This is a genomic window from Pontivivens insulae (assembly GCF_900302495.1).
Lineage (GTDB): Bacteria > Pseudomonadota > Alphaproteobacteria > Rhodobacterales > Rhodobacteraceae > Pontivivens > Pontivivens insulae.
The window spans coordinates 51,898-76,121 of sequence record NZ_OMKW01000002.1 but is presented as its reverse complement, the minus strand read 5'-3'; the positions used below and the strand labels follow the sequence as shown (position 1 = coordinate 76,121).

The window sequence follows — 24,224 nt, the reverse complement described above, 5'->3', positions numbered from 1 at the left end:
ACATCAAACCTCCCGCTTGAGCGCTTCAAATATGGCTTCGGCCAGGCCAATTCCGCCCGCACGGGCGAAGTGGTCGGCCTGCTCGCGCGCGAGCATCGAAGAAAACGCATCCTCCCCCGCGCCGCCACCCAACTCAGCTCTCGGCCTGTCGGCCCCACCATGACGCAGCATTTCGGCAAGAAACGCTCCCTCCATCCGTATCGCCGTTTCACGAAGTCTTTGAATTTGCGGTGTATCTTGCACCACGCTGGTCGGGGAAACCTGCATCTCTCTTCTCCTTCTCTGCCTCGCTTTTGCCCGGTGATCCGTAAAGAAATCGTAAGGGAATCGCTGTTAAGCCAATTGCGAACGAAGTGGAGAATGCCGTGCAGTTACCTGCCACCCCCCCGACGGAGTCGCCGCGTCTCCAGATGCAAGCTGGGGACGCGTCGGCGTCTGGGACTGTCCCCGAGTTGGCCACTTTTTTGTTGGAGCTTGCGGACAATCCGCCGCCAGAACACACGCCAATAGCCACGCAACGCTTAGCAATTGCAGTCATTCCGTCGACAATCGGGTCGATGCAAAATTCGGATGATGCGCAGGCTGACAATCGCCAAGAAGCTGGGTCACAGGGCGAAACACGCACAGCGCAACCCGCTTTCACGACAAATTTGGATGTTCCAACTCCCCCACAGCCCGTGCCGGAACACCAAGCGGTTGCGGACACTACTGACGCCGACACCTCCTCCAATCCGAAAGATGCCATGAACATATCACACGCACCGGCGCCGTTTCAGATGGACGATGGGGTGAACCCTCAGATAGGCATATCCACTGTGCGGCAGCCGCCACCTGGTTTTGTGCCCCTATCTTCGGAGGGACCGCAATCGCACCTTCCGCCTCAGCAGCAACCTCAGCCCTCTGTTCCGCTGGGTACTGGGGACGGCGGCACACAGGCGCACCAGCCCGCAGGCCTTCAAGCGAAACTAGCGATGTCGGAAGCACCTCTAGATCCGGTGTCGGACATACGCCCGTCGCCCGCGACGCCGCACGCGGTTGAGGCGGCGCCACGCACCGCACCCCCTCCATCGCTACCCCCACAGGCGGCAGCACAGATTGCCCAAACGGTCGGAGAATTGGTTGTGCAGGGCAAATCCGGCGCTGCCGAGATCCGCCTTGATCCACCAGAGCTGGGTCGCGTGAGCATCCATGTCAGCGTTGAAGGTGACGCAATCACAGCAGTTTTGATGGGTGAGCGGGCTGAAACAGTCGATCTGATGCGCCGTTGGGGCGATCACCTGATCCGCCTTCTGTCGGATGCGGGCTTTGCCGGAACACAGTTGAGCTTTTCCGATAATCGGCCATCTGACAGCCCCGAGGGCGCGTCGCAAGAGGCCGACACCAACCCCCAGCAACCTACAGAAACCAGACGTCCGGTCGGCCTTACCACTGGTCTGGACCTAAGATTATGAGGAGAAGTTGATGGAGATTTCGCCAACACTGACGCCGTCCTCCACCCCGGGTCAGACGACCAGTACCGCATCGGCCGTGACAGCCGATTTTCAGACATTCCTGCAATTGCTGACCTCTCAGCTGCGCAATCAGGATCCGCTCAAACCAATGGAGTCGACGCAGTTTGTCGCGCAGTTGGCGACCTTCTCAAGCGTTGAACAGCAGGTGCTGTCAAACCAGAAACTCGATACGCTGGCCGCGTCCCTGCGGGCCAGCGACACCGCTGCCCTGTCCGGCTGGATAGACCGCACCGTTGAGACGCGCAGCGCCGCGCGCTTTGACGGAACGCCATTGGAGTTTTCGCTCGATCATACGCCCAATGCCGGCGATCGGCTGGTCGTCACCAACGCCATGGGAGAGGTGGTCAGCGACCAACCCTTTACCAGCCATAGCTGGGATGGTCGGATCAGCGGCGGTCTGCGCGCCCCGGACGGGGACTACACGCTGTCCCTCCGTTCCTCTCAGGCCAGCGGGGACCAATTGCTCGAACAGGCCCGCACCGCGGGCACCGTGGTCGAGGCGCGCCTACAGCCCGAGGGCGTGGATCTGATCCTCGCCTCAGGTCAATCCGTCCCGCTCGCTGACGTTGCAGCGTTGCGTTAGGCGGTCGCACCGACCGCCAACCCGGTGGCGGCGAGCAAGCCCGCATTTCCACCCGATGCGGTCAGATCAACGCAGACATGGCGCTCCTGCCGCAGACGCCACGCCTCGCCCGGACCAAACAGGATCGGAATGCGCGCCCCCGCCCGATTGGCCAGCCCCTTTCGCACAACCGTCGCGATTGACGGATCGGCACAAACCGCCGCGAGGGGCTGCATCGTTGCAAGCGCCTGTTCGAGCGTTTCACTCGCTGCCAGCGCGACAGCCTCGCACCCCATCGCACGGGCAGCCGCAGACTGCCGAGCGATCATCTCGTCACCCGGCCCGACACACAGCACACGACCACGCGCGGTTGTCATCAGGCGATTGCTCTCTCCCGTCGGGCCCGGCAGATCCGCCTTAAGTGTCAGCGCGGGTTCGACCTCGTCCCGGTGACCGGGTTCAGACAAAGGCGCCTCTGCCCAGCCAGACGTCTGACCGAATGCATCCAGATAATCTGGACCACCCGCTTTCGGTCCCGTTCCCGAGAGCCCTTCGCCACCGAAGGGTTGCGAGCCGACGACAGCACCGATTTGGTTGCGATTCACATAGATATTGCCGCAGGCAACGCGGTCGATGATGTGCTGAACCCGGTCATCAATACGGGTGTGCAGTCCAAAGGTCAGGCCATACCCGCTCGCGTTGATTGCATCGATCACCTGGTCGAGCTCTTCGGCGCGGAACGTCGCGACATGCAGCACCGGACCAAACACTTCTTCATCCAACACACCGATCCCATCGATCCGCAGCAGGGTTGGTGCAACCGAAAGCGCACCGCCCCGCTCAGCCACACGATGCAGCACCTCGTGACCGGCGATGTGGGCTTCAATTCGATCGCGGGCAGCCCCGTCAATCACACTGCCCAGATCTGATGACAGCGCCCAGGTGTCCGCGACATTCAACTCATCCATCGCGCCCTTCAGCATTGTCAGAACGGTGTCTGCCGTGTCCTCCTGCACATAGAGGACCCGCGCGGCAGAGCAGCGCTGGCCCGCCGACTGGAAGGCTGAGGCAACAACATCGCGCACGGCCTGCTCTGGCAGAGCGGTCGAGTCGACGATCATCGCATTCAGCCCGCCAGTCTCCGCAATCAATGGAGCCGCAGCATTTCCACTCTCAGCCATCGCGCGATCAATTCGGATGGCTGTGGCCGTAGAGCCGGTGAAGCACACACCCGCAACTCTTGCATCCGCCACGAGGGCAGCGCCGACATGGGCACCAGATCCCGGCAGCAGCTGAAGTACAGCGCGCGGGACGCCGGCACGGTGCAACAGGCGCACCGCAGCGGCCGCCATCAACGGCGTCTGATCTGCCGGCTTCGCAATCACCGCATTGCCCATCGCCAGGGCTGCCGCCACCTGTCCCGTGAAAATGGCAAGCGGGAAATTCCAGGGCGAGATGCAGACAAACGTGCCGCGCGCAACGCCATCGCGGCGCTCGGCCTCATCAGCATAATACCTCAGGAAGTCCACAGCTTCACGCAGCTCCGCTACGCAATCCGGAAGGGTCTTGCCCGCTTCGCGTGTGGCCAGCGCAAACAATTCGGGCCATGCCTCTTCATATAAATCTGCCGCACGGCGCAGGACAGCAGCGCGGGTGCCCACCGTTTCTGTCCAGATCCCGGCATCCGACAAAGCGGCCTCAATGTCCAAGTCACTCGCAGCGCTGACAGTGCCAACGACATCCCCCGGATCATTGGGGGAGCTGACCTGCTCCTGCGAACTCGACCTAGCCGTGCCCGCGATGATCGGCTCGGCACGCCATTGAGCAGTCCGCCAACGGGCACGCTCTGCCTCGATCTGTGAAACGGTCACCGGGTCATCCAGGTCAAAGCCCATGGCATCCCGGCGCGGCGCAAAAACCGTGTTGGGCGCACCGATCCTGACCTCTTCCAACTTAAGTTCAGCAAACGGGTCCCCGGCCACTTGCTCCGGCCTCAGACTTTCATCTGCCATCCGGTTGACGAACGAGCTGTTGGCCCCGTTTTCCAGCAGGCGCCGCACCAGATAGGCGAGCAGGTCTTTATGGGCGCCAACAGGTGCATAGATTCGGCAGCGGGTGCCAACCTGCGCACGCATCGCTTCGTGCAGACCCTGCCCCATGCCATGCAACCGCTGAAATTCATATCCATCCGTGTCGCCCGCCATGTCGAACACCGCGGCGACCGTGTGCGCATTGTGAGTCGCAAATTGCGGATAGAGCACCTCGCGCAAATCGAGCAATTTGCGCGCGCAGGCCAGATACGAGATGTCCGTGGCCGATTTTCGCGTGAACACAGGATACCCCGTTAGCCCCTGCTCCTGGGCGTGCTTGATCTCCGTGTCCCAATAGGCGCCCTTCACCAAGCGCACCATCATTCTACGGCCAGACTGACGGGCAAGGGCTGCGATCCAGTCGATCACGGGTCCCGCGCGCAGACCATAAGCCTGAACCACGACGCCCAGACCGTCCCATTTGCCCAGTTCAGGGTCGCGTGCGACCGCCTCGATCACATCAAGCGAGAGGTCGAGGCGCGCGGCCTCCTCCGCGTCAATGTTCAGCCCGATATTCAGCGCCGCCGCCTGCCGCGCCAGATCGCGGACGATCGGCACCAGTTCGGCCATCACCCGGTCGCGTTGCGCGAATTCATATCGTGGATGCAAGGCAGAGAGTTTTATGGAAATGCCCGGATTCACCGCCACCGTTCCCGCATGCGCAACCGCCCCAATCGCACGCATCGCATTGGTGTAGGAGGCTCGATACCGTCCGGCATCCGCGGCGGTCATCGCAGCTTCGCCCAACATGTCATAGGAATAGGTGTAGCCCTCATCCTCCCGCTTGCGGGCGCGGACAAGACCCGCCTCAATGCTTTCCCCCAAAACGAATTGCCGCCCCATCTCGCGCATGGCACGGGCCACGGCGGCGCGGATCACCGGCTCCCCCAGCCGCCGCACGACCCGGCGCAATGTTCCGGTCAACGGGGCGGCATCCTCGGCCAGCACCCGCCCCGTCAACATCAACGCCCAGGTCGATGCATTGACGAGCGGGGAGGTGGAATGCCCAGCATGGGACGCCCAGTCAGAGCCTCCAATCTTATCATCGATCAGTGCATCAATCGTCGCGGCATCCGGCACACGCAATAAAGCCTCGGCCAGGCACATCAGCGCAATGCCCTCATCATTTGTCAGGCCATATTCAGCAAGAAAAACGTCCATCAGCGATGGTGATCCCTGCGCACGCACCCGGCGCACCAGATCCGCACCGCTGGCCGCGATCCGCTGCTGATCCGCCGTCGAAAGGCCACTTTGCGCGGCCAACGCCTCAACAAGCGCTTGCTCATCCGCCCGCAACCCCGCGCGCACGATCTGTCGCTTTTCACCCAGCAAATCCATGAAGGCACCTCCCCTGACTGATCTCCTTTCTAGGTCATGTCGAGAAAACGTTTTTGCTGAAATATCGTTGCTCGTGTGTTATTTTGTCCAAATAAGTCGTCTTGAGCAGAGGGTGTGGCGATGGATTTGCCCGAAGGAAGTCAATTTGACCAAGTGGATGCGCGCATCCTGACGGTTCTGGCCCAACACGGCCGGATCACCGTGACGGACCTGTCCGAAAAGGTTGGCCTGTCAAAGACCCCGTGTCTGGTGCGCATGCGCCGGATGGAGGAACAGGGTCTGATCCGCGGCTACCGCGCTGTCCTTGATATGGAAATGTTAGAGCGGGCGCATATCGCATTCGTGCAGGTGACGCTCAGCGACTCGACCACCCACGCGCTCGATCGTTTCAACGCCGCCGTGCGCAAGGTCGCTGAGATCGAGCAATGCCATATGATCGCGTCCAGCTTTGACTACCTGCTCAAGGTGCGCACGCGCGATATCGCCGAATATCGACGTCTGTTGGGAGAGACGATCGCCGCCCTCCCCCATGTCATCCAGACCTCGACTTTCGTGGCCATGGAGACGGTGAAGGACGATCCGCTCTAGCGGGCGACCCGTGCGGCCACCGCCTCCACCGCGAGCCGGTAACCATCGGCTCCAAAGCCCGCGATGACCGCGTCCGCCGCAAGCGCAACATACGATTTATGGCGAAACGCCTCGCGTCGATGCGGGCTGCTCAGATGCAGTTCAACGATGAACAACCCATCACAGGCGCTCAACGCGTCCAAGACCGCCACGGATGTGTGGGTATAAGCTCCGGCATTGATGATAATCGCGGCCTTCTGCGCCCGCGCGGCCTGTATCAGATCGACAAGCCCGCCTTCGGAATTTGTCTGAGCAAAGGTCAGCTCCATTCCCAATGCGTCACATTGCGCCTGCGCCCGCGCCTCAATATCGGCAAGCGTATCGTGGCCATAGATCTCTGGCTGGCGTTCGCCCAGCAAGTTCAGGTTTGGGCCATTGAGAATATGGATCTTGGTCGTCACGCGCACACCTCGGCTACTGGATCAGGACAGGCCCAGCCAGGTCCGCACCATGGCACTGTCCACCTCTGCAAGATCATCTATCACATCAAAATGGTGGCGTCCCGGCTCGATATGCGACGCCGTGGCTGCGCCGCAACCGCGCCAGATGCTGGCCAATAGTTCAGACTGACGCAGAAATTCCGGTCGCTCCTGCGCCCCAACCCAGCACAGAACTTCGGTGCCGACGGCTGGCATACGCAGAGCTGGGCTCAATGCCTTGGCCGTTTCATGGTCCAGGCGCAGATCGAGGTTCATCTGCGTGCGCAGCAACGGGCGCAGGTCGTGGACACCGCTGATGCTCAACACGCGCCCAGCCCGAACCCGCTCAGCCACATGTCGCGGCAACGGCGTTTCGCTGCAAACCAACCGCGTCACCAAATGGCCGCCAGCCGAGTGGCCCGACAGAAAGATCGGCCCTTGCGTCAACGCAGCGGCCCGCGCAACGGCGCGGGCCATCTGGTTCAGGATGTCACCCATGCCGACAGTCGGGCAAAGATCATAGCTCGGGATCGCGACGTGATATCCGGCGTCCAGCGCCCCAGCCGCAAGGTGTGACCAGCTCTGCCCATCAAAGGCCCGCCAATACCCGCCATGTATGAAGACGGCGAGGCCACGACTCTCATCCTCCGGCTGGAACAAGTCGAACACGTGACGGTCGCCTTCACCATAGGACACAGCCAACCTTGCGCGTCCCGCGGCGGAAACCTGATCCCGAAACTGAGCAGCCGCATCGGCCCAGCGCGGCGGAAACGCATCTGCACCGGCGATATGAGCACCGTTCGCATAGGCGTCATCCCAATCCTCAATCGCAATCGGCATGCAAGCTCCCAAATCGGCAGATAAGACAAAGCATCAATATCGCAGCTCAGCAGTCTAACTGCCTTGATATCGAGCCGAAATGACCCAATTTCGCCCAATTGAGCAACTTACGGTTGTTCCTCAAAACGGCAATATCGTTAAGGCTGACTATGCTTGATTTCGTGGGCTGTCTAGCATGATAGTGCCGACTAAATACATCCGGGCGATGGACGCCCGGCTCTTGAGTCGGTCGCGACGGGGCACTCCTGATGGCAAATCTTTCGACACATACCGCGTATCTTTGGAGCGACATTTTCACGGCGAATGGCGGCAACGTGGATGTCGACACCACGGGCGCGTCAACGTTCGGGATTCACATCGTTGACACTGGCGCGACGAGCACCTCGCTGGACCCAGACCAGGCGACCGATGATCAGACCGCTTCTATCTTTAGCGGCGGCGCATATACGTCCAGCAACCAGAACACATTCCTTTTCGCAACCTTTCCGTATGACGGCGGAACCAAAACTGGCTACTTGCTGAGCATCAACGGAACGCTATACGCGATCCTGGAAGAAGGCTCTCCTGCGACTTTTTCGGTTCCCAACACCGACTTCAACACGTCACCCAGTGCTGTTTCCTATGACGTCTTGCCGTCTGGGGATGAAACCGTTCCAGCCAGCGGCGGCCCTGATCTGGGCAACCCGGATGTCATCAACGCCCATGAAGGGGATGACAGCATCGACGGGCGTGGCGGTGCCGACACAATCGATGGCGGCACCGGTGAAGATACGATCTTCGGCGGAAGCGGAGCGGATGTCATCACCGGTGGTGACGACAATGACAGCGTATCCGGCGGCCTGAACGGGGATACGATCAGCGGCGATGCGGGCAACGACACGCTGCTCGGCGGCAATGGCAATGACAGCATCTCCGGCGGGATCGGCAACGACTCGATCCTGGGTGAGGGCAATGATGACACCATCGATGGTGGGACAGGCGACGACACCATCTTTGGTGACAGCGCGGTCATCATTGATCCCGACGGCGACGTCGAACTGTTCGGCTTCGACCGGACTGATGTGGATACGACCGGCTCGAGCGCACCAGGCGGCGTCGGCAACGAACAGGTCGGCGACTACATCATCTACAACAGCGTCGCGCGCACTGCAGAGGGCATCGTTGTCGATGCCCGCCTTATCTACGTCAGCAATACGGATACCGATAGCGGTACGAACGAGATCGGCGTTGATCTCAATAATGACGACACCATTAGCGACCCGGGTGGTCCCCTCGACGGCCAACTCGATCCTAACCTCGTCCTCATCAACACGGACGAAGACGCTGCAGGCAACGCTGCAAGCGGATTGGTAAGATTTCAAAACAACGCAGTTCAAGTCGTTATCCGCGTCGAATTTTACGAGGCTGGCACCTTTAATCACGCCACTCTCACGGGCAACGTCGTCACACTGAACGGGACGTTCTCCTTCCAGGATCTGGACAGAACGTCGGGGACAAACTTCGAAGAAGTCCGGGTCAACACGACAGAATTCGATTCTTATGAGGTCACAGATCCCGCTGATCCGGTCGGCACCGGCTTGCAAGTTACTGATGGCGGATCGTTTTTCACTTTCGCGGGTTCGCAAAACAATACGTCGCAAGATGACCCGGATGCTCAGGTTAACCTTGGGTTCACAAATCAGGACGATTTCACTGTCACGCTACGGTCCCGTGTTACAGAATCTGGTTACACCTTCGACACGCAGAACTTCTCGGTTCCAACCGACACAGTTATCCTCAACGGCGACGGTGCGGACAGCATCGACGGCGGCGACGGCTCGGACCAGATCTACGGTGGGGCTGCGAATGACACCATTGATGGCGGCAATGACGCCGATACCATCTTCGGCGACGGTGGCGATGACCAGCTTTCAGGTGGTGACGGCGCCGACTCTATCGAAGGCTCGACAGGTGCTGACACCATCACCGGCGGTTTGGACGGCAGCCAAGATACGCTTGGCGGCGGCAACGATAATGACGTCATCCGCTGGACGGCGAATGAGATCATCGACGGCGGGTTCGGCAACGACACGTTCTCGTTCCTTGAAGACACCATCCCCGGCACAGGTAACGTCACGATCACCGGTGGTGAGGATGACGATGGCAACGATATCGACGTCCTCGACTTCACCGGCTCCGGCGCCGGCATTGGCGGGGTTGTTTACTATACAGATGCCGGGCTCACCACCCTGTCGCCCGGAAATGCCCCGACTGAAAACGGGATCTACACGACCGAAGATGGCACCGTCGTCCGCTTCCGCGAGATTGAGAGCGTCATCTGTTTTGCCCGCGGCACGCTGATCTCCACACCGATCGGGCCACGCCCGATTGAGAGCCTTGAGAAAGGCGATCTGATCATCACGCGCGACCACGGATTGCAGCCCATCCGCTGGATCGGAAAGCGCCTCATGCCCGCCATCGGACGCTTCGCACCGATTCGCTTCGAACCCGGCGTGTTGGGCAATACAACCGCGCTGGAAGTTTCGCCTCAGCACCGAATGCTGGTTCACAATTCGGATTATCGACTTTTGCATGGCACCAATGAAGTGCTTGCCGCCGCCGCTCACCTGGTCAACGGCACCACTGTCAAACGGCGTGAGACGGGCATGATCGAGTATTATCACATCCTGTGCGACCAGCATGAGCTTGTCTTCGCAAACGGCGTGCCGTCTGAGAGCTTCCACCCCGGTGAAATGGGGCTACGCTCGATCAACGATGCGGCCCGGCACGAACTCTTCTCCATCTTCCCCGAACTCGCTGTTTTCGGGGCAAATTCCTATGGTCCCTCCGCCCGCGAAACCCTGAAACGGTTCGAGGTCGCTGCATTGGCTGGATAAGGCTGGTTCAGGCTGCCCCGATTTCAATGGGTTGCATCTTTTTTTGATTTGATGGTCAAATCCCTCCCAGTCAAAAACAGGGAGACGATAAATGACATATCGCACCGCAGCCCTCACGGCTGTTCTGCTGGCGGGCACCGCCGCTGGCGCCTATGCAGACGCGCATGGCGACACCACGATCCGTTGGGCGCGTACCGCCGACACCCTCACCCTCGACCCTCATGCCCAGAACGAAGGCCCGACCTCGACCTTCGCGCATCAGGTCATGGAAACCCTCGTGGACCGCGACCCGACGGGCGCAATGATCCCCAGCCTCGCGACAGAGTGGGGACCGTCCGAAGACAACCCCAATGTCTGGGTCTTCCAACTGCGTGAGGGCGTAACCTATCACGGTGGTGAGACCTTCGATTCCGAAGATGTGGTCTTCTCGCTCAACCGCGCGATGTCCGAAAATTCCGACTACAAGGAATTGCTGTCCTCGGTGGTCGAAGTTCGCGCAACAGGCCCCTACACCGTCGAGATCGAGACGGACGGCCCGAACCCGATCCTGCCCAACAACCTGACCAACATGTTCATGATGGATAAGGGCTGGGCCGAGGCGAACAACGCCACCGAAGTACAGGACTACGAAGGCGGCGAAGACACGTTCTCTGCCCGCAACATGAACGGCACTGGCGCTTATATGATCGAAAGCCGCGAGCCGGATGTGCGCACCGTTCTGACAGCAAACCCGGATTACTGGGGCATCGGCACCTTCCCGCTGGAAGCCACGCAGATCATCTACACCCCGATCCAGAACCCGGCGACGCGTGTCGCGGCTCTGCTTTCGGGTGAGGTCGACTTCATTCAGGATGTGCCCGTGCAGGATCTTCAGCGCGTCGACAGCGCCGATGGTCTGAACGTGCGCACCGCGCCGCAGAACCGCGTGATCTTCTTCGGGATGGATGTCGCCTCTGACGATATCGAGAACGACAATGTCGACGGCGCGAACCCGTTTGCGGACATGCGCGTGCGCGAGGCAATGAACATCGCCATCAACCGCGAAGCCATCCAGCAGGTCGTTATGCGCGGCCAGTCACAGCCCGCAGGGGTCATCATGCCTCCGTTCGTGAACGGCTGGACCGAAGATCTCGACCAGTACCCGGCCTTCGACCTTGCCGCAGCGAATGCGCTGATGGATGAGGCAGGCTATGGCGACGGCTTCACGGTTCAGTTGGACTGCCCGAATGACCGCTACATCAATGATGAAGCGATCTGTCAGGCGACCGTCGGCATGCTTGCGCAGATCGGCATCACCGTGAACCTCGACGCCAAGCCGCGCTCCCAGCACTTCCCGCTCATCGCCAATGATGAAACGGATTTCTACATGCTGGGCTGGGGTGTCCCGACCTACGACTCCGAGTACATCTTCAACTTCCTGGTCCACACCCGCGGTGAAAACTTCGGAAGCTGGAACGGCACGGGCTACTCCAACCCCGATCTCGACGGCATGATCCAGTCTCTCGCCTCCGAAACCGATCTGGAGGCGCGCAACGCCACCATTGGCGAGATCTGGGAGACTGTTCAGTCCGAGACGATCTACCTGCCGGTTCACCACCAGGTGCTCAACTGGGGCATGGCCGACCGCGTGGTGACCACGGTGGATCCTGAAGACACCGTCCGCTTCAAGTATTTCACCTTCGCTGAGTGATCTTGAACGAACACAACCTGAGAGGCCCCGCCATCGCGCGGGGCCTTTTGCGTTTTGGGACGGATGCCCTACGCTTTGGGAAAACGAGGAGGACGGCTGATGACTGACAAACCCGTAATCGCGATGGCTGAAGATGGGCCACTGATCGTCTCTAACCCACCGGATCTGACGTCCCCTGTTTCAGGATCAATAGAGACGGGCGCCAAGGCGTTTCTCTGCCGATGCGGCAAGTCCGCTAACAAACCCTTCTGCGATGGCTCCCACAAAGCAGCGGGCTTCAGCAGCGCGAATGATGGACCGCCCAAGCGGAACAAGGCACTCACCTATACCGGCACGACACAAGGCGTGAGCGTCACCATTAGTTACACCCCTGTCCTCTGCACACATGCCGCCGAATGCGTCACCCGGGCGGGCGGCGCGTTCGATCCTGAGAAGAAGCCGTGGTGTCAGCCTGAAAACGAAACCTTTGACAAGATGATGGACGCAGTCGCCGCGTGCCCCTCTGGCGCGCTGCGCATGACGACAGGAGAGGTCACACCTCACCACCTGACCACCGGTGAAGTCTCCATCACAATTGCCGAGAACGGCCCCCTTCATGTCAAGAACATCCCACTCGATGCCGAATTCAACGGGGCCGAGGCAAGCCATGCAAAATATTCGCTCTGCCGCTGTGGGCGGTCATCAAACAAACCCTTTTGCGACGGCTCCCACCGCGATGCTGGCTGGAGTGACGAGGACTGACACTCCTCTTCCTCCAAATGGATCGGAACGCGAATTTCAACCTTCCTTAACAATCGTGATTTGCCGCGACGCCCTGCCGCACTAGGTGCGCGAAGAAGACCAACAGGAGATAGAGAATGCGCCATATCCTACTTGCAACGACCATGGGGGTGGCGCTTGCCTCTCCAGCCCTTGCGGAAGAGTTCCGCTGGGCCTCCACCACCGACCCGCAGACGATGGACCCGCATGCGGTCAACTCCGCGCCCGTGCTGGGCTTTCTGAACAACGTCTATGAAGGTCTCGTCCGCCGTGGTCAGGACATGAGCGTCGAGCCCGCACTCGCCACGTCGTGGGAGCCGATCGGCGACGGCGAAGGCTGGCGTTTCAACCTGCGTGAGGGCGTGACCTTCCATGACGGGGCCGAGTTCAACGCCGATGACGTGATCTTCTCCTACCAGCGCGCATCGGGCGAAGCAGCAGATACGTCGAGCTGGTTCGCGCCCGTGTCTGAGGTCGTCAAGGTTGATGATTTCACCGTCGATATCATGACCAGCGCCCCGAACCCGATCTTCCCGGATTCCATCGCGAACTGGATGATCATGGATCAGGGCTGGGCCGAGGCAAACGGCGTGACCGAGCCGATTGGCGAGGGGGAAAACTACGCCACCCTCAACGCCAACGGAACAGCGGCCTTCATGCTCGAAAGCCGCCAGCCCGGTCTTGAGACGGTTCTCGTGCCTTATGACGGATGGTGGGGCGACGCCCAGCACAACATCACCCGTGCGACCTTCACTCCGATCCAGAATCCGGCCACGGCTGTCGCGGCGCTGCTCTCTGGCGATGTGGACATGATCAACCCGGTGCCCATTCAGGATGCCGCGCGCCTGTCCCAATCCGATGGCGTGGACGTGGTGCAGGGCATTGAAGCCCGCGTCATCATGCTGGGCTTCCCGCATCAGGCCGAAACCCTGAAATACGGCGCGAACGAGGGCGACGCGAACCCGTTCCTTGACGTGCGTGTCCGTCAGGCCGTCGCCCAGGCAGTCAACGTTCCGGCGATCCTGCAGACCATCATGCGCGGCAATGCCGAAGAGGCGAGCCAGCTCGTCAGCCCGGCCATGCGCGGTTATTCCGAGGATCTGGCCGTCCGCCCTGCCTATGATGTCGAGGCGGCCCGCGCCCTACTTGCCGAGGCTGGCTATGCCGATGGTTTCACCTTCGGTCTGAAATGCCCGAATGACCGCTATCTGAATGATGAGGCTGTCTGTCAGGCCGTTGTCTCGATGCTGGCACAGGTCGGCATCACCGCGGAACTCGACGCGATGCCGGTTCGCAACTACTGGCCGGAGCTGCGTGAGGACAATTTCGACATGTACCTCCTGGGCTGGTCCCCGGGCACCTTTGATGCCGAGCACCCGATCCGCTTCCTTGCCGCGACCCCGAATGAGGAAGCGCGTCTGGGCAGCTGGAACTTCGGCGGCTTCTCCAACGCCCGCGTCGATGAGCTTCTGCCGATGATCCAGTCCGAAATCGACGACACCGCCCGTCAGGCGATGCTCGATGAGACGACACAGATCCTCCAGGACGAGGTGGCCTATGTGCCCATGTACGTCCAGCCGCTTGTCTGGGGCGTGCGCGACAACGTCTCCCTCGTTCAGCGCCCGGATAACTTCTTCATCCTGCGCTGGGTGACGGTGGAGTAAGTCCGACACCCAACGAATTGAAAGGCGGCCTGGCAAAACCGGGCCGCCTTTTTTGTGGGCAACCTCCAACCACCGGCAATACGGCGGAAACCTTTGAAAACACGAAGTGCCCAAAGCTTGGGCACTCCGCTCTCAGACAGTGCAGATGCCGGGAAAACAAACCCAGCGCCGATATGTACAAATGGAATCATTTGCGGACGGGCGAGTGATGAATACGCTTTCATCCGAACGAACTTGAGGAGACTGACATGATGCTTCGCAGCCTTTGCGCCGCGGCGGTTCTCGGCCTTGCCGCCCCCGCTTTTGCGCAGACCGCAATGCCCTTTGCGCTCGACTGGAAATTCGAAGGCCCGTCCGCGCCCTATTTCGTGGCCATCGACAACGGCTACTTCTCTGAAGAAGGGCTCGACGTCACCATCGAGGAAGGCGCAGGTTCGCTTGCCGCAATCCCGAAAGTGGCCACCGGTGCTTTCCCAGTGGGCTTTGCTGACATCAACTCGGTGATCCGCTTCCTCGATCAGAACCCCGGCGCGCCGGTCGCTGCGATCATGATGGTCTATGACAAGCCACCCTTCGCCGTTGTGGGCCGCGCAAGCCAAGGCATCACCACGCCTGCCGACCTCGAAGGGCGCATCCTCGGCGCGCCGCCGCCAGATGGCGCATGGGCTCAGTTCCCGATCTTCGCTGCTGAAAACGATCTCGACGTCAGCGCAATCACGGTGGAGCCGGTCGGCTTCCCGACACGTGAGCCGATGCTCGCACAGGGTGAGGTTGACGCCGTGACCGGCTTCTCCTTCTCCTCGACGCTCAACCTGATCCGTCTTGGCGTGGAAGAAGAAGACCTCTCCGTCCTGCTGATGGCCGATTACGGGGTGGAGCTTTACGGCAACGCAATCATCGTCAACACCGACTATGCCTCTGAGAACCCAGAGGAAATCACTGGCTTCCTCACCGGTGTCGCGCGGGGCTGGCAGTCGGCCATCGATGATCCGGCAGCAGCCATCGTCAGCTTGTTGGAGCGGAACCCGGCAGCCGATCCCGATCTGGAAGAGCGCCGCCTGCAACTTGCGATCAACGACAACGTCCTCACCGGCTATGTCGCCGCAAACGGCATGGGCGGCATTGATGCCGACCGCTTCGCCGCAGCGCTTGAGCAGACCGCAACGGTCTACGAGTTCGCGTCTGAGCCGGATGCGAGCGTCATCTTCGACGGCAGCTACCTGCCCGAAGGTGATGTTCTGATGCTCTCGGCCGAGTAAGCCGATCAGATGGGCGCGCCGGATGACGGCGCGCCCTTTTTTGTTTCATGTCCGGAATGCCCATGGCCCAGGTTGAAATACGCGACGTCCGTCACGCCTACTCCACAAAGGCCGGGCCACTGCCCGTGCTCGATGGATTGGAACTCTCGGTGCCAGAGGGTGATTTCTGCGCCGTTGTCGGTCCCTCAGGCTGCGGGAAAAGCACGCTGACCCGCCTGGTTGCGGGTTTGATGAAACCGGATGAGGGGGAGGTCTGGCTCCACGGCGAGTTGGTCAAAGGCCCGCGCAAAACGGTAGGCATGGCCTTTCAAAACCCCGTCCTGCTCGAATGGCGCACCATCCTCGACAATGTGATCCTGCCCCTCGAAATCGTGGCTCCGTCGATGCCGCGCAAGGATCGCGTTGCACGGGCCATGGAATTGCTGGACATGGTTGGCCTCTCGGGGTTCGAGAACAAGCGCCCGTCCGAGTTGTCGGGCGGCATGCGCCAGCGGGCAAGCCTGTGCCGCGCGATTGTTCATAAGCCTGATGTGCTGATCATGGATGAACCGTTCGGCGCGCTTGACGCTTTCACGCGCGAGGATCTCTGGCAGACCATGCGCGCGCTCAGACAGGCAGAACCTTTCACCGCACTGCTGATCACCCATGATCTGCGCGAAAGCGTCTATCTGGGCGATCAGGTCGTCGTCCTGTCCGGTCGCCCGGCCCGCACGCAATACGTCCTCGACGTCACCTTGCCCGCGGATCGTCCCCTCGACATTCTCTACACACAAGAGGTGGGCGAAATGCTTCACGTTTTGCGCGATCAGATCAAGATTGCCCAGGGCCGTCCGGTGGAGGGCGCAGCATGAGCGAGCGCGTAAGACAGATCATCGTCCCTATTCTGGCCATTCTTATCTTTCTGGCCGGATGGGAAGCGCTCGTCTGGATCAACGGCTGGCCAAACTACGTCATGGCCTCCCCCTCCGACCTTCCGGCGGCCTATTCCCGCTTTGCCGATCTGTTTCTGATCGGCGCATGGCAAACGCTCTGGCGCACTGTTCTGGGCTTGCTGATCGCTGTCTTTGCGGGACTGGCCCTGGGCATGTTGATGGGCTTTTCGCGCACCATGCGCGACGCGCTCTACCCATTGCTCGTCGGCTTCAATGCCATTCCGAAGGCGACGCTTGTTCCCGTCCTCGCCCTGCTCTTCATCGGGCAGCACGATTTCAACACCGTTATGATGGCGTTCCTGATTTCCTTCTTCCCGATTGCGGTGTCGATCAGCGTCGGCCTCTCGACGCTTGAGCCGGAATATCGCGACATCCTGCGCGCGCTCGGCGCCAGCCGGATGACGATCTTCATGAAGATCGCATTGCCCAAGACCTTGCCGGAATTTTTCGGAGCCCTGAAAGTCTCGGTCACGCTCGCCTTTATCGGCACAAATCTGGTGGAGATCGTCAGTCCCCATGGCCGCGGCCTCGGCGCGTTGTTCCTGTCGGGTCAAACCAACTCAAACTATCCGCTGATGTTTGCCGTTTTGATCGCGCTGGCCCTGTTGGGCATCGTGCTCTACTACGCGGTGGTCGCGCTTGAAAAGATCTTTGCGGGCTGGGCCGAACGTCAGGAAAGCTGATATCGCCCCCGTTTCGTGCAGAAAAACGGTGCACGCGTGGTGTACGCTTTGTGCACGCCTTGTGCACACCGTTTTTCGCGCTAGTTGGTCCGGGGCAAATGCTTGACCTTCCGGTCAAAGTTCAAGACAGTCGGGGCCTCGTTCCCGCAGGAGGTCCGCGTTGCTCGCCTACATCATCCGTCGCGTCCTGCAGTCCCTTCTGGTGCTGCTCGTCGTCGGTCTAGTCGCGTTTTCCATGTTCCGCTTTGTCGGCGATCCCATCGACAACATGCTTGGACAGGAGCGAACCGTTGCCGATATTGAGCGCCTGCGCGACCAGCTCGGGCTCGACGATCCCTTCGTCGTTCAATACTGGAATTTCCTTGAAGGAGCCGTGCAGGGCAATTTCGGCATCTCCTACCGACAGGGCCGTCCGGTCGCTGAAATCATCGCTGACCGCGCGCCTGCAACGCTCGAACTGGCAGCCGTCTCAGGCATCCTGGCACTCGGCTTCGGAATAGGACTTGGCATCTTCACTGCCATCCGACGAAACGGATTTTCTGCAAATCTTATCATGACGTTATCGCTGGTGGGGGTCAGCCTTCCCACCTTCCTCATTGGCATATTGCTGATCTACATCTTCTCCGTTGAGCTTGGCTGGCTGCCAAGTTTCGGGCGCGGGGAAACCACACAGATCGGGGGCTGGTCCACCTCGTTCCTGACCGAAAGCGGGCTGAAGGCGCTGATCCTGCCGGCCATTACGCTGGGCCTCTATCAGATGACGCTGATCATGCGGCTCGTCCGATCAGAAATGCTGGAGGTTTTGCGCCAGGACTATATCCGCTTCGCCCGCGCACGTGGCCTGCGCGAGAAATCGGTGAATTTCCGGCACGCCCTGAAGAACACGCTGGTGCCCGTGATTACAGTAACGGGCTTGCAACTCGGCTCGATCATCGCCTTCGCCATCATCACCGAAACCGTGTTCCAATGGCCCGGCGTCGGCCTTTTGTTCATCAACGCGATCCAGTTTGTCGATATCCCGGTTATGGCCGCATATTTGATGCTGATCTCTGTGATGTTTGTCGGCATCAACCTGATCGTGGACCTGCTCTATTTCGCCATCGACCCGCGCCTGCGCATCGACGGAAGGCATTGATATGACTGATCTTCCCCAAAGCCCTGACACGCCCATTGCCGTGAAGAAACCAAGCCGCCTGCAAGAAATCTGGGCCTCGGATTTCCTGTGGCAGTTCCGACGTTCGCCTGTCGCGATGGTGTCCTTCGCGGTCGTGATGCTGCTTGTGTTGAGCGCTGTTTTCGCCCCCCTGATCGCCCCGCATGATCCGTTCAATCCGGCCACCCTGAACCTGATGAACGGTTTCACGCCGCCCGGTGAGGCGAACATGTTCACCCAGGACACTTTTTTTCTGGGCACTGACGATCAGGGTCGCGATGTGTTCTCCACTATCCTCTACGGCATGCGTATCTCTCTCTTTGTCGGGTTCGCCGCCGTCCTGCTTGCCATGGTCATCGGCATCACACTGGGCCTGATCGCAGGCTATGTCGGCGGTTGGACCGAGACGATCATCATGCGCGTAGCAGATGTTCAGCTGACCTTTCCCGCGATCCTCGTCGCCATGCTGATCTTCGGCATCGCGAAAGGGTTCACGCCCCCGGAATATCGCGATCAGATGGCGATCTGGGTCCTGATCCTCGCCATCGGCCTCAGCGATTGGGTGCAGTTTGCCCGTGTTGTGCGTGGCGCCACACTGGTCGAGAAATCAAAGGAATATGTCCAGGCGGCCAAACTGATTGGACGTACGCCCTTCGCAATCATGCTGCGCCATATCCTGCCCAACGTGCTTTCGCCGGTCCTTGTCATCGCGACGATCTCACTGGCCCTTGCGATCATTGCGGAGGCGACGCTCAGCTTTCTCGGCGTCGGCGCACCGCCCACGCAGCCGAGCCTGGGCACGCTGATCCGCATCGGGCAAGGCTTCCTGTTCTCGGGCGAGTGGTGGATCCTGCTCTTCCCGTCGATCACGCTGCTTGCACTCGCGCTCTCGGTCAACCTGCTGGGCGACTGGTTGCGGGACGCACTGAACCCGAAGCTGCGCTGATGATCGTTCTTCTTGGTCAAAATATCCCGGGGGACCGGGGGCTGGCCCCCGGCCTCGCCATATCTGGAAAGGCTTCGACATGAGTGCCGAACCCGTCCTCTCTGTCCGCGATCTCGTCGTGGAAATCCCAACCCGCGGCGGTCTTCTGCGGCCCGTGGATCGGGTCAGCTATGACATTGGCGCCGGTGAAATCCTGGGGGTCGTGGGGGAGTCCGGCGCTGGCAAATCCATGACCGGCAATGCCGTGATCGGCCTGCTCGACCGTCCGGCGCGCATCACGTCGGGCGAGATCTGGCTGAATGGTGAACGGATCGACCAGCTATCCATGCGTGAGTTGCGCAAGCGGCGCGGCAAGCAGATCGGCATGGTCTTCCAGGACCCGCTGACCTCCCTCAATCCGCTGATCCCCATCGGACAGCAGCTGACCGAAACCATTCGGGAGCATCTGCCCGTGACAGCTGCCGAGGCGCGGCAGCGCGCGATCCGCAGTCTTGAGGAAGTTGGCATCCCCGCGGCGGCCGAGCGGATCGACAGCTATCCGTTCGAATTTTCCGGCGGCATGCGTCAGCGCGTCGTGATTGCCCTTGCACTCTGCGCAGAGCCGAGCCTCGTGATTGCGGATGAACCGACAACCGCGCTGGATGTGTCGGTGCAGGCGCAGATCATTGCATTGTTGAAGCGGCTCTGCCGTGAACGTGGGACCGCTGTGATGCTCGTAACCCATGATATGGGCGTAATCGCAGAGACGGCGGACCGCGTGGCCGTGATGTATGCGGGTCGACTGGCGGAACTCGGCCCCGTGCGCGAGGTTCTGACGGAGCCGCACCATCCCTACACGTCTGGGCTGATGGGGTCGACGCCGCTCGCCTCAAAAGGTCAGCCGCGCCTGCATCAGATCCCCGGCTCCATGCCGCGTCTGGGCGCCCTGCCCGATGGGTGCGCGTTCAATCCGCGCTGCCCGAAAGCGCAGGACAAGTGCCGTCAGAACCCTGAGCCACGCATCGGCCCCGCCGACCCGCGCGCCGCCTGCTGGTTCCCGCTGGGAGAAACCGCATGAGCCTTGTTTCCATCCAGAACCTCACGCGTGTCTTCGACGTATCAAAGCCCTGGCTGAACCGCGTGATTGAGCGTCTGCCAAAGCGCTACCTGACCGCGGTATCGGATGTCAGCTTCGACATCCCGGCCAAAACGACCTATGCGCTCGTCGGCGAGTCCGGGTCTGGCAAATCGACCATCGGCAAAATGGTCGTGGGCCTGCTGCCGCCATCTGAAGGCGGCGTGACGATCAACGGCATTGATCTTGCGATCGAGACCGATGACGACAAGATCGAAAGCGTCCGTTCAGACATTCAGATGATCTTTCAGGATCCCTATGCCTCGCTCAATCCGCGCTGGCGTGTGAGAGACATCATTCAGGAGCCTGTCGTGGCACGTGGTGGCAAGGCCACGGGATTGGCCGAGCGATTGCTGGAGCAGGTCGGGTTAACGGCGTCAGATGCAGACAAGTTCCCGCACGAGTTTTCTGGTGGTCAGCGGCAGCGCATCTGCGTGGCGCGCGCCCTTGCCTCTGAGCCAAAGCTGATCGTCTGTGATGAACCAACCTCCGCCCTTGATGTGTCTGTGCAGGCGCAGGTGCTCAACCTGATGAGCGATCTGAAGGATGAATTCGGTCTGACCTACCTTTTCATCAGTCACGACCTCACGGTCGTTCAGCATATGGCCGACCGGATTGGCGTGCTCTATCTGGGTCGACTGGTTGAAGAGGCATCGCCTGACGCGTTGTTCGATGCACCCCAACACCCCTACACGCAAATGCTGTTGGAAGCCGCACCACGGATGGATGGGTTTGGGCGGGAAGTTGAGCCACCTAAAGGGGAGATCCCAGACCCGATCGATCCCCCATCTGGTTGTGCGTTCCACCCCCGCTGCCCGATGGCAGTCGCGAAATGCTCTGCCGAACGACCGGCACTCAAAACAGTTGGGGAGAGCAGGGTCGCCTGCTGGGTCGCACAGGGCGACACCTAAAATAGTTGCGCGACCCGGCCCCACAACCGGATCGCGCAGTCCCCCTCCGTCAAGCGTCGTGGACGTAGTAAGGAGCGGGCGTATCGGCGGCTTCGACGAGCATTTCAAACTCGATCATGGAGCCGGCCATTTCGATCTTAAAGTCATTCCATTCAGAGCGTTGATATCCGCCACGCTCCTCCCATACGGCGAGTTGATCATCGCTCAACGTATGGAACTGCACCCCCGCCTTGGTCAGCTCTGACATCGCGTAGTTGCGCGCGCCGGGAACCTTTGCGAGGTTTTGCTGCATCGTAACCTCAGAGGCAAAGTCGATACCGTTCCGCACATCAAAGGGCAGGTCGACAAACCAGTCGAGATTGCAGGAATAGACCTGAGAATCCGGCACCGCGCGCGTGAAGGTCACGTGGCTGAGCATATCCTTGAAGCCAAAGACGTAGAGCGCGCCGACCGATGGATCGAGCGCATCTGCAACGCCCTGCTGGATCGCGGAAGGTGTCTCCCCCCACGCAACGGGCGTCGGGTTCGCGCCAACCATGCGGTAGTACTGCTGAAGCATCTGAGACCCGGGGACACGGAACTTCACGCCTTCCAGATCCTCCGGCGTGATCACAGGGCCAAGCCCCCCTGCCCTGACCGCCACGACACGTGGATCAATCACCACGTAGAAGAGCGGCTTGAACCCGCGCTGTGCAACGCGGGGATGCACAATATCCTTCCAACGGTTTGAACTGACGAGGTTGGTAAAGCGCTGATTTGACCCGCACAGATAGGGCAGATTGATCAGGTCAATCACCGGAGCGAACGGCGCGAAATTTGACAGGGAGTGCTGTGCCGCCTGAATGGTGTTCGACTGCACCGCTGCGGCCAGCGTACTGCCCGCGCCCAGCTGCCCGGCCGGGGCAAGTTGAACATAGACCTTGCCGTTGGTCATGTTTTGCACGTTCTCTTTGAAATCGAGCTGCATGATCGGGTAGGAGCGGCTCGCGCCAAGAACATACGCCGTTGCCACGACCATGACGTGATCTGCTGCGTTCTTGAGCTCTTCTTCCTCCTGAGCGGTCTGTGCAACCGCGGCGTCCGACCACAGCATCCCACTAGCCCCCAGCATGACGGCTGCAGTGAACGCACCAGAGCCGGCCAGCTTCAGGAAGTTCCGACGCGTTGCCGACGCTTTGGTATCCACTTGCCAATCACCTGCAATGATGTGGGGTCCGGGTAATGGCTGTCTTGGCTGTGTCATCGCTTCCCTCCATTCGCGCATGCAACAAGGGTCCGCTGACGTCACAGCAGGCTACCTTCCCTGGAATCAATGTAAGCGCTTACACGTCAATAAAGCAAGGGAATTGAGGCGCACGCATGCAACCGAAGGGTGCAAGCCATTCCAAAATAGCGATAAAATCGTCTCTATTTGAGACGGGGATTGTCGGTGTCGTGGCGCATCATCACGAGGATCATCCAGCCCAGCATCAGCCCGTTCAACCCGTGCCACAGCCAGTGGGTGCCGAGGGGTATGGCGCTGCACACAAGCTCATCCACCGTTCGGAAGGTCAGAGAGACAAACAGAATGCCCGCTCCGATCAGCAGTCCGCGCGACGTCATCGGCTTTCTGTTGCGCAAGATGACCCCGTAAATTGCGATCAGGATCACGACTGGCGCGTAGCCTTCAGAGCCGTTCAAGCCGCCGGTCAGCGCCCCAATCGCCGCCCCCGTCGCAGCTGCATAGGGAAAGAAAAGGAGGACGGCCAACGCGCCGGCCCAGATCGGCAGATCAAGCATTCGGGTCGTCGCCAGGTAGATGTAGATCAGGATGTAAAACAGAATTGGCAGCACATCGAGCGCACCGGCCCAGCCGGTCGCATGGGTGTGAAACAGGAACGATCCGATCCCGATCGCCGTCAACACCAGCATCAGCGCGGCAATCCCCGGTTCCATCCGGCCCGAACGCCTGGCGATCTGCCATATCACGAAGGCCGCGATCAGAAAGGCGATGTTGGTCACGGCGTTGATCGGCTCGGACCAATAGGTGAAGTCAGTCCGCTCGCAATAGTTATCAACCTGATCCGTCCAGTTCATTGCAAGGGTCCTCTGAGCTGTTGCGCCGCCGCGCCCGGTGGTGTTCCCTTTGCTTAGCGCAGCGCAAAGGAGATGTCTGATGAAATTGACCTGGTTGGGACATTCGGGCTTTCGCATGGAGATCGAGGATCAGGTGCTGCTGATCGACCCATGGCTGACCGGCAATCCCAGCTTCGCCGAGGCCGAGCGCGACCGGGCCATCGCGGGAGCAACGGCAATTTTGCTGAGCCACTCCCATGGGGATCATTCCGCGGATGCCCTTTCAATCGCCAAAGAGCTGAATATTCCCATCGTGGGCATCTACGATCTGATGAGCTTTTGGGAAGAGAGCGAGGGCGTATCGACCATCGGCTTCAACAAGGGCGGGACCATTTCACTGGGCCCGGTCAAGGTTACGATGGTGCATGCAACACATTCCTCATCCCTTTCGGGTCCGAATGGCCCGGTCTATGGCGGCGGAGAGGCGGGTTTCATGATCGCAGGCGAGGGCCATGTCATCTATGTTTCAGGCGACACGGATGTGATGGCCGACATGGAAGTGTTCGAGGCACTCCACCAGCCCGATATCGGCATTCTCGCCGCAGGTGGTCATTTCACCATGGACATGACCAGAGCCGCGTTCGCCGCAAAATACTTCTTCAACTTCAAGACCCTGATCCCATGCCACTACCAGACTTTCCCAATTCTTGAGCAATCTGCCGAGACATTGGTCCGGGATCTGCCCGACGTGAATGTGATTGAGCCAGAGGTTATGCGCGCCATCACGCTATAACG

The 24,224-nt window shown here is 60.3% G+C and carries 21 protein-coding genes; 15 read left to right on the top strand and 6 right to left on the bottom strand.

From position 1 onward, the window contains the following. Positions 1-3: 3 nt before the first annotated feature. A complete protein-coding gene (locus POI8812_RS05660; RefSeq protein ID WP_108781604.1) occupies positions 4-267 on the bottom strand; it encodes a rod-binding protein in 264 nt (87 codons plus the stop codon). 704 nt (positions 268-971) lie between these two features. Here POI8812_RS05660 and POI8812_RS17620 point away from each other — a divergent pair. Together POI8812_RS17620 and POI8812_RS05650 are read left to right on the top strand one after the other, a co-directional pair. Further along, complete coding sequence (locus POI8812_RS17620; protein ID WP_162844923.1) at positions 972-1,451, top strand: flagellar hook-length control protein FliK; 480 nt, start codon at positions 972-974, stop codon at positions 1,449-1,451. 10 nt (positions 1,452-1,461) lie between these two features. Next, on the top strand, positions 1,462-2,094 hold the full coding sequence (locus tag POI8812_RS05650; protein WP_108781602.1) for a flagellar hook capping FlgD N-terminal domain-containing protein: 633 nt from the start codon (positions 1,462-1,464) through the stop codon (positions 2,092-2,094). Here POI8812_RS05650 and putA read toward each other — a convergent pair. Further along, positions 2,091-5,501, bottom strand: coding sequence for a bifunctional proline dehydrogenase/L-glutamate gamma-semialdehyde dehydrogenase PutA (gene putA, locus POI8812_RS05645; protein WP_108781601.1), 3,411 nt, complete (start codon positions 5,499-5,501; stop codon positions 2,091-2,093). The genes POI8812_RS05650 and putA overlap by 4 nt on opposite strands. Before the next feature lie 120 nt (positions 5,502-5,621). Between putA and POI8812_RS05640 the strand changes: the two genes are divergently transcribed. Next, entirely contained in the window at positions 5,622-6,089 is a 468-nt protein-coding gene (locus POI8812_RS05640; protein ID WP_108781600.1) for an Lrp/AsnC ligand binding domain-containing protein, read from the top strand. Here the strand turns inward: POI8812_RS05640 and POI8812_RS05635 are convergent. Both POI8812_RS05635 and POI8812_RS05630 read right to left on the bottom strand, forming a co-directional pair. Further along, positions 6,086-6,529, bottom strand: a complete 444-nt coding sequence (locus POI8812_RS05635) for a type II 3-dehydroquinate dehydratase (protein WP_108781599.1) — start codon at positions 6,527-6,529, stop codon at positions 6,086-6,088. The genes POI8812_RS05640 and POI8812_RS05635 overlap by 4 nt on opposite strands. Positions 6,530-6,550: 21 nt before the next feature. Continuing rightward, positions 6,551-7,387: a hormone-sensitive lipase gene (locus tag POI8812_RS05630; RefSeq protein WP_108781598.1), complete on the bottom strand. Its 837-nt coding sequence runs from the start codon at positions 7,385-7,387 to the stop codon at positions 6,551-6,553. 248 nt (positions 7,388-7,635) lie between these two features. On the opposite strand from POI8812_RS05630, the gene POI8812_RS05625 reads away from it, so the two are divergent. The 11 genes from POI8812_RS05625 to POI8812_RS05575 all read left to right on the top strand — a co-directional run bounded on the left by POI8812_RS05625 (position 7,636) and on the right by POI8812_RS05575 (position 21,374). After that, on the top strand, positions 7,636-10,263 hold the full coding sequence (locus POI8812_RS05625; RefSeq protein WP_108781597.1) for a Hint domain-containing protein: 2,628 nt from the start codon (positions 7,636-7,638) through the stop codon (positions 10,261-10,263). Between the two features lie 91 nt (positions 10,264-10,354). Further along, a complete protein-coding gene (locus POI8812_RS05620) occupies positions 10,355-11,953 on the top strand; it encodes an ABC transporter substrate-binding protein (RefSeq protein ID WP_108781596.1) in 1,599 nt (532 codons plus the stop codon). Positions 11,954-12,052: 99 nt separating this feature from the next. After that, entirely contained in the window at positions 12,053-12,694 is a 642-nt protein-coding gene (locus POI8812_RS05615; RefSeq protein WP_116203147.1) for a CDGSH iron-sulfur domain-containing protein, read from the top strand. A gap of 116 nt (positions 12,695-12,810) precedes the next feature. After that, complete coding sequence (locus POI8812_RS05610; RefSeq protein ID WP_211310396.1) at positions 12,811-14,376, top strand: ABC transporter substrate-binding protein; 1,566 nt, start codon at positions 12,811-12,813, stop codon at positions 14,374-14,376. A gap of 251 nt (positions 14,377-14,627) precedes the next feature. Beyond that, positions 14,628-15,635 carry an ABC transporter substrate-binding protein gene (locus POI8812_RS05605; RefSeq protein ID WP_370739583.1) on the top strand — a complete coding sequence of 336 codons (1,008 nt, stop codon included), beginning with the start codon at positions 14,628-14,630 and terminating at the stop codon, positions 15,633-15,635. Positions 15,636-15,697: 62 nt separating this feature from the next. After that, entirely contained in the window at positions 15,698-16,486 is a 789-nt protein-coding gene (locus POI8812_RS05600) for an ABC transporter ATP-binding protein (RefSeq protein ID WP_108781593.1), read from the top strand. Further along, positions 16,483-17,250: an ABC transporter permease gene (locus tag POI8812_RS05595; protein WP_108781592.1), complete on the top strand. Its 768-nt coding sequence runs from the start codon at positions 16,483-16,485 to the stop codon at positions 17,248-17,250. The genes POI8812_RS05600 and POI8812_RS05595 overlap by 4 nt, the downstream gene beginning before the upstream one ends. A 160-nt stretch (positions 17,251-17,410) precedes the next feature. After that, positions 17,411-18,385 (top strand): ABC transporter permease, encoded by a 975-nt coding sequence (locus tag POI8812_RS05590; RefSeq protein WP_108781591.1) that lies wholly within the window; start codon positions 17,411-17,413, stop codon positions 18,383-18,385. A gap of 1 nt (position 18,386) precedes the next feature. Then, complete coding sequence (locus tag POI8812_RS05585) at positions 18,387-19,349, top strand: ABC transporter permease (protein WP_108781590.1); 963 nt, start codon at positions 18,387-18,389, stop codon at positions 19,347-19,349. A gap of 79 nt (positions 19,350-19,428) precedes the next feature. Next, positions 19,429-20,406, top strand: a complete 978-nt coding sequence (locus POI8812_RS05580) for an ABC transporter ATP-binding protein (RefSeq protein ID WP_108781589.1) — start codon at positions 19,429-19,431, stop codon at positions 20,404-20,406. After that, positions 20,403-21,374, top strand: a complete 972-nt coding sequence (locus tag POI8812_RS05575; protein WP_108781588.1) for an ABC transporter ATP-binding protein — start codon at positions 20,403-20,405, stop codon at positions 21,372-21,374. The genes POI8812_RS05580 and POI8812_RS05575 overlap by 4 nt, the downstream gene beginning before the upstream one ends. A gap of 49 nt (positions 21,375-21,423) precedes the next feature. Here POI8812_RS05575 and POI8812_RS05570 read toward each other — a convergent pair whose 3' ends face one another. Beyond that, complete coding sequence (locus tag POI8812_RS05570; protein ID WP_108781587.1) at positions 21,424-22,617, bottom strand: TRAP transporter substrate-binding protein; 1,194 nt, start codon at positions 22,615-22,617, stop codon at positions 21,424-21,426. A gap of 164 nt (positions 22,618-22,781) precedes the next feature. Beyond that, complete coding sequence (locus tag POI8812_RS05565; protein WP_108781586.1) at positions 22,782-23,450, bottom strand: ceramidase domain-containing protein; 669 nt, start codon at positions 23,448-23,450, stop codon at positions 22,782-22,784. A 79-nt stretch (positions 23,451-23,529) separates the two neighbouring features. Here POI8812_RS05565 and POI8812_RS05560 point away from each other — a divergent pair, with 79 nt between their 5' ends. Next, the gene (locus POI8812_RS05560) at positions 23,530-24,222 is read left to right on the top strand and encodes a metal-dependent hydrolase (protein WP_108781585.1); all 693 of its coding nucleotides are present in this window, start codon (positions 23,530-23,532) and stop codon (positions 24,220-24,222) included. Positions 24,223-24,224 lie beyond the last annotated feature (2 nt).

What these genes read in the sequence shown, in the direction of transcription:
- POI8812_RS05660 (WP_108781604.1), bottom strand. Translation starts at nt 267, where the DNA reads ATGCAGGTTTCCCCGACCAGCGTGGTGCAAGATACACCGCAAATTCAA.
- POI8812_RS17620 (WP_162844923.1), top strand. Translation starts at nt 972, where the DNA reads ATGTCGGAAGCACCTCTAGATCCGGTGTCGGACATACGCCCGTCGCCC.
- POI8812_RS05650 (WP_108781602.1), top strand. Translation starts at nt 1,462, where the DNA reads ATGGAGATTTCGCCAACACTGACGCCGTCCTCCACCCCGGGTCAGACG.
- putA (WP_108781601.1), bottom strand. Translation starts at nt 5,501, where the DNA reads ATGGATTTGCTGGGTGAAAAGCGACAGATCGTGCGCGCGGGGTTGCGG.
- POI8812_RS05640 (WP_108781600.1), top strand. Translation starts at nt 5,622, where the DNA reads ATGGATTTGCCCGAAGGAAGTCAATTTGACCAAGTGGATGCGCGCATC.
- POI8812_RS05630 (WP_108781598.1), bottom strand. Translation starts at nt 7,387, where the DNA reads ATGCCGATTGCGATTGAGGATTGGGATGACGCCTATGCGAACGGTGCT.
- POI8812_RS05625 (WP_108781597.1), top strand. Translation starts at nt 7,636, where the DNA reads ATGGCAAATCTTTCGACACATACCGCGTATCTTTGGAGCGACATTTTC.
- POI8812_RS05620 (WP_108781596.1), top strand. Translation starts at nt 10,355, where the DNA reads ATGACATATCGCACCGCAGCCCTCACGGCTGTTCTGCTGGCGGGCACC.
- POI8812_RS05615 (WP_116203147.1), top strand. Translation starts at nt 12,053, where the DNA reads ATGACTGACAAACCCGTAATCGCGATGGCTGAAGATGGGCCACTGATC.
- POI8812_RS05610 (WP_211310396.1), top strand. Translation starts at nt 12,811, where the DNA reads ATGCGCCATATCCTACTTGCAACGACCATGGGGGTGGCGCTTGCCTCT.
- POI8812_RS05605 (WP_370739583.1), top strand. Translation starts at nt 14,628, where the DNA reads ATGCTTCGCAGCCTTTGCGCCGCGGCGGTTCTCGGCCTTGCCGCCCCC.
- POI8812_RS05600 (WP_108781593.1), top strand. Translation starts at nt 15,698, where the DNA reads ATGGCCCAGGTTGAAATACGCGACGTCCGTCACGCCTACTCCACAAAG.
- POI8812_RS05595 (WP_108781592.1), top strand. Translation starts at nt 16,483, where the DNA reads ATGAGCGAGCGCGTAAGACAGATCATCGTCCCTATTCTGGCCATTCTT.
- POI8812_RS05585 (WP_108781590.1), top strand. Translation starts at nt 18,387, where the DNA reads ATGACTGATCTTCCCCAAAGCCCTGACACGCCCATTGCCGTGAAGAAA.
- POI8812_RS05580 (WP_108781589.1), top strand. Translation starts at nt 19,429, where the DNA reads ATGAGTGCCGAACCCGTCCTCTCTGTCCGCGATCTCGTCGTGGAAATC.
- POI8812_RS05575 (WP_108781588.1), top strand. Translation starts at nt 20,403, where the DNA reads ATGAGCCTTGTTTCCATCCAGAACCTCACGCGTGTCTTCGACGTATCA.
- POI8812_RS05570 (WP_108781587.1), bottom strand. Translation starts at nt 22,617, where the DNA reads ATGACACAGCCAAGACAGCCATTACCCGGACCCCACATCATTGCAGGT.
- POI8812_RS05565 (WP_108781586.1), bottom strand. Translation starts at nt 23,450, where the DNA reads ATGAACTGGACGGATCAGGTTGATAACTATTGCGAGCGGACTGACTTC.
- POI8812_RS05560 (WP_108781585.1), top strand. Translation starts at nt 23,530, where the DNA reads ATGAAATTGACCTGGTTGGGACATTCGGGCTTTCGCATGGAGATCGAG.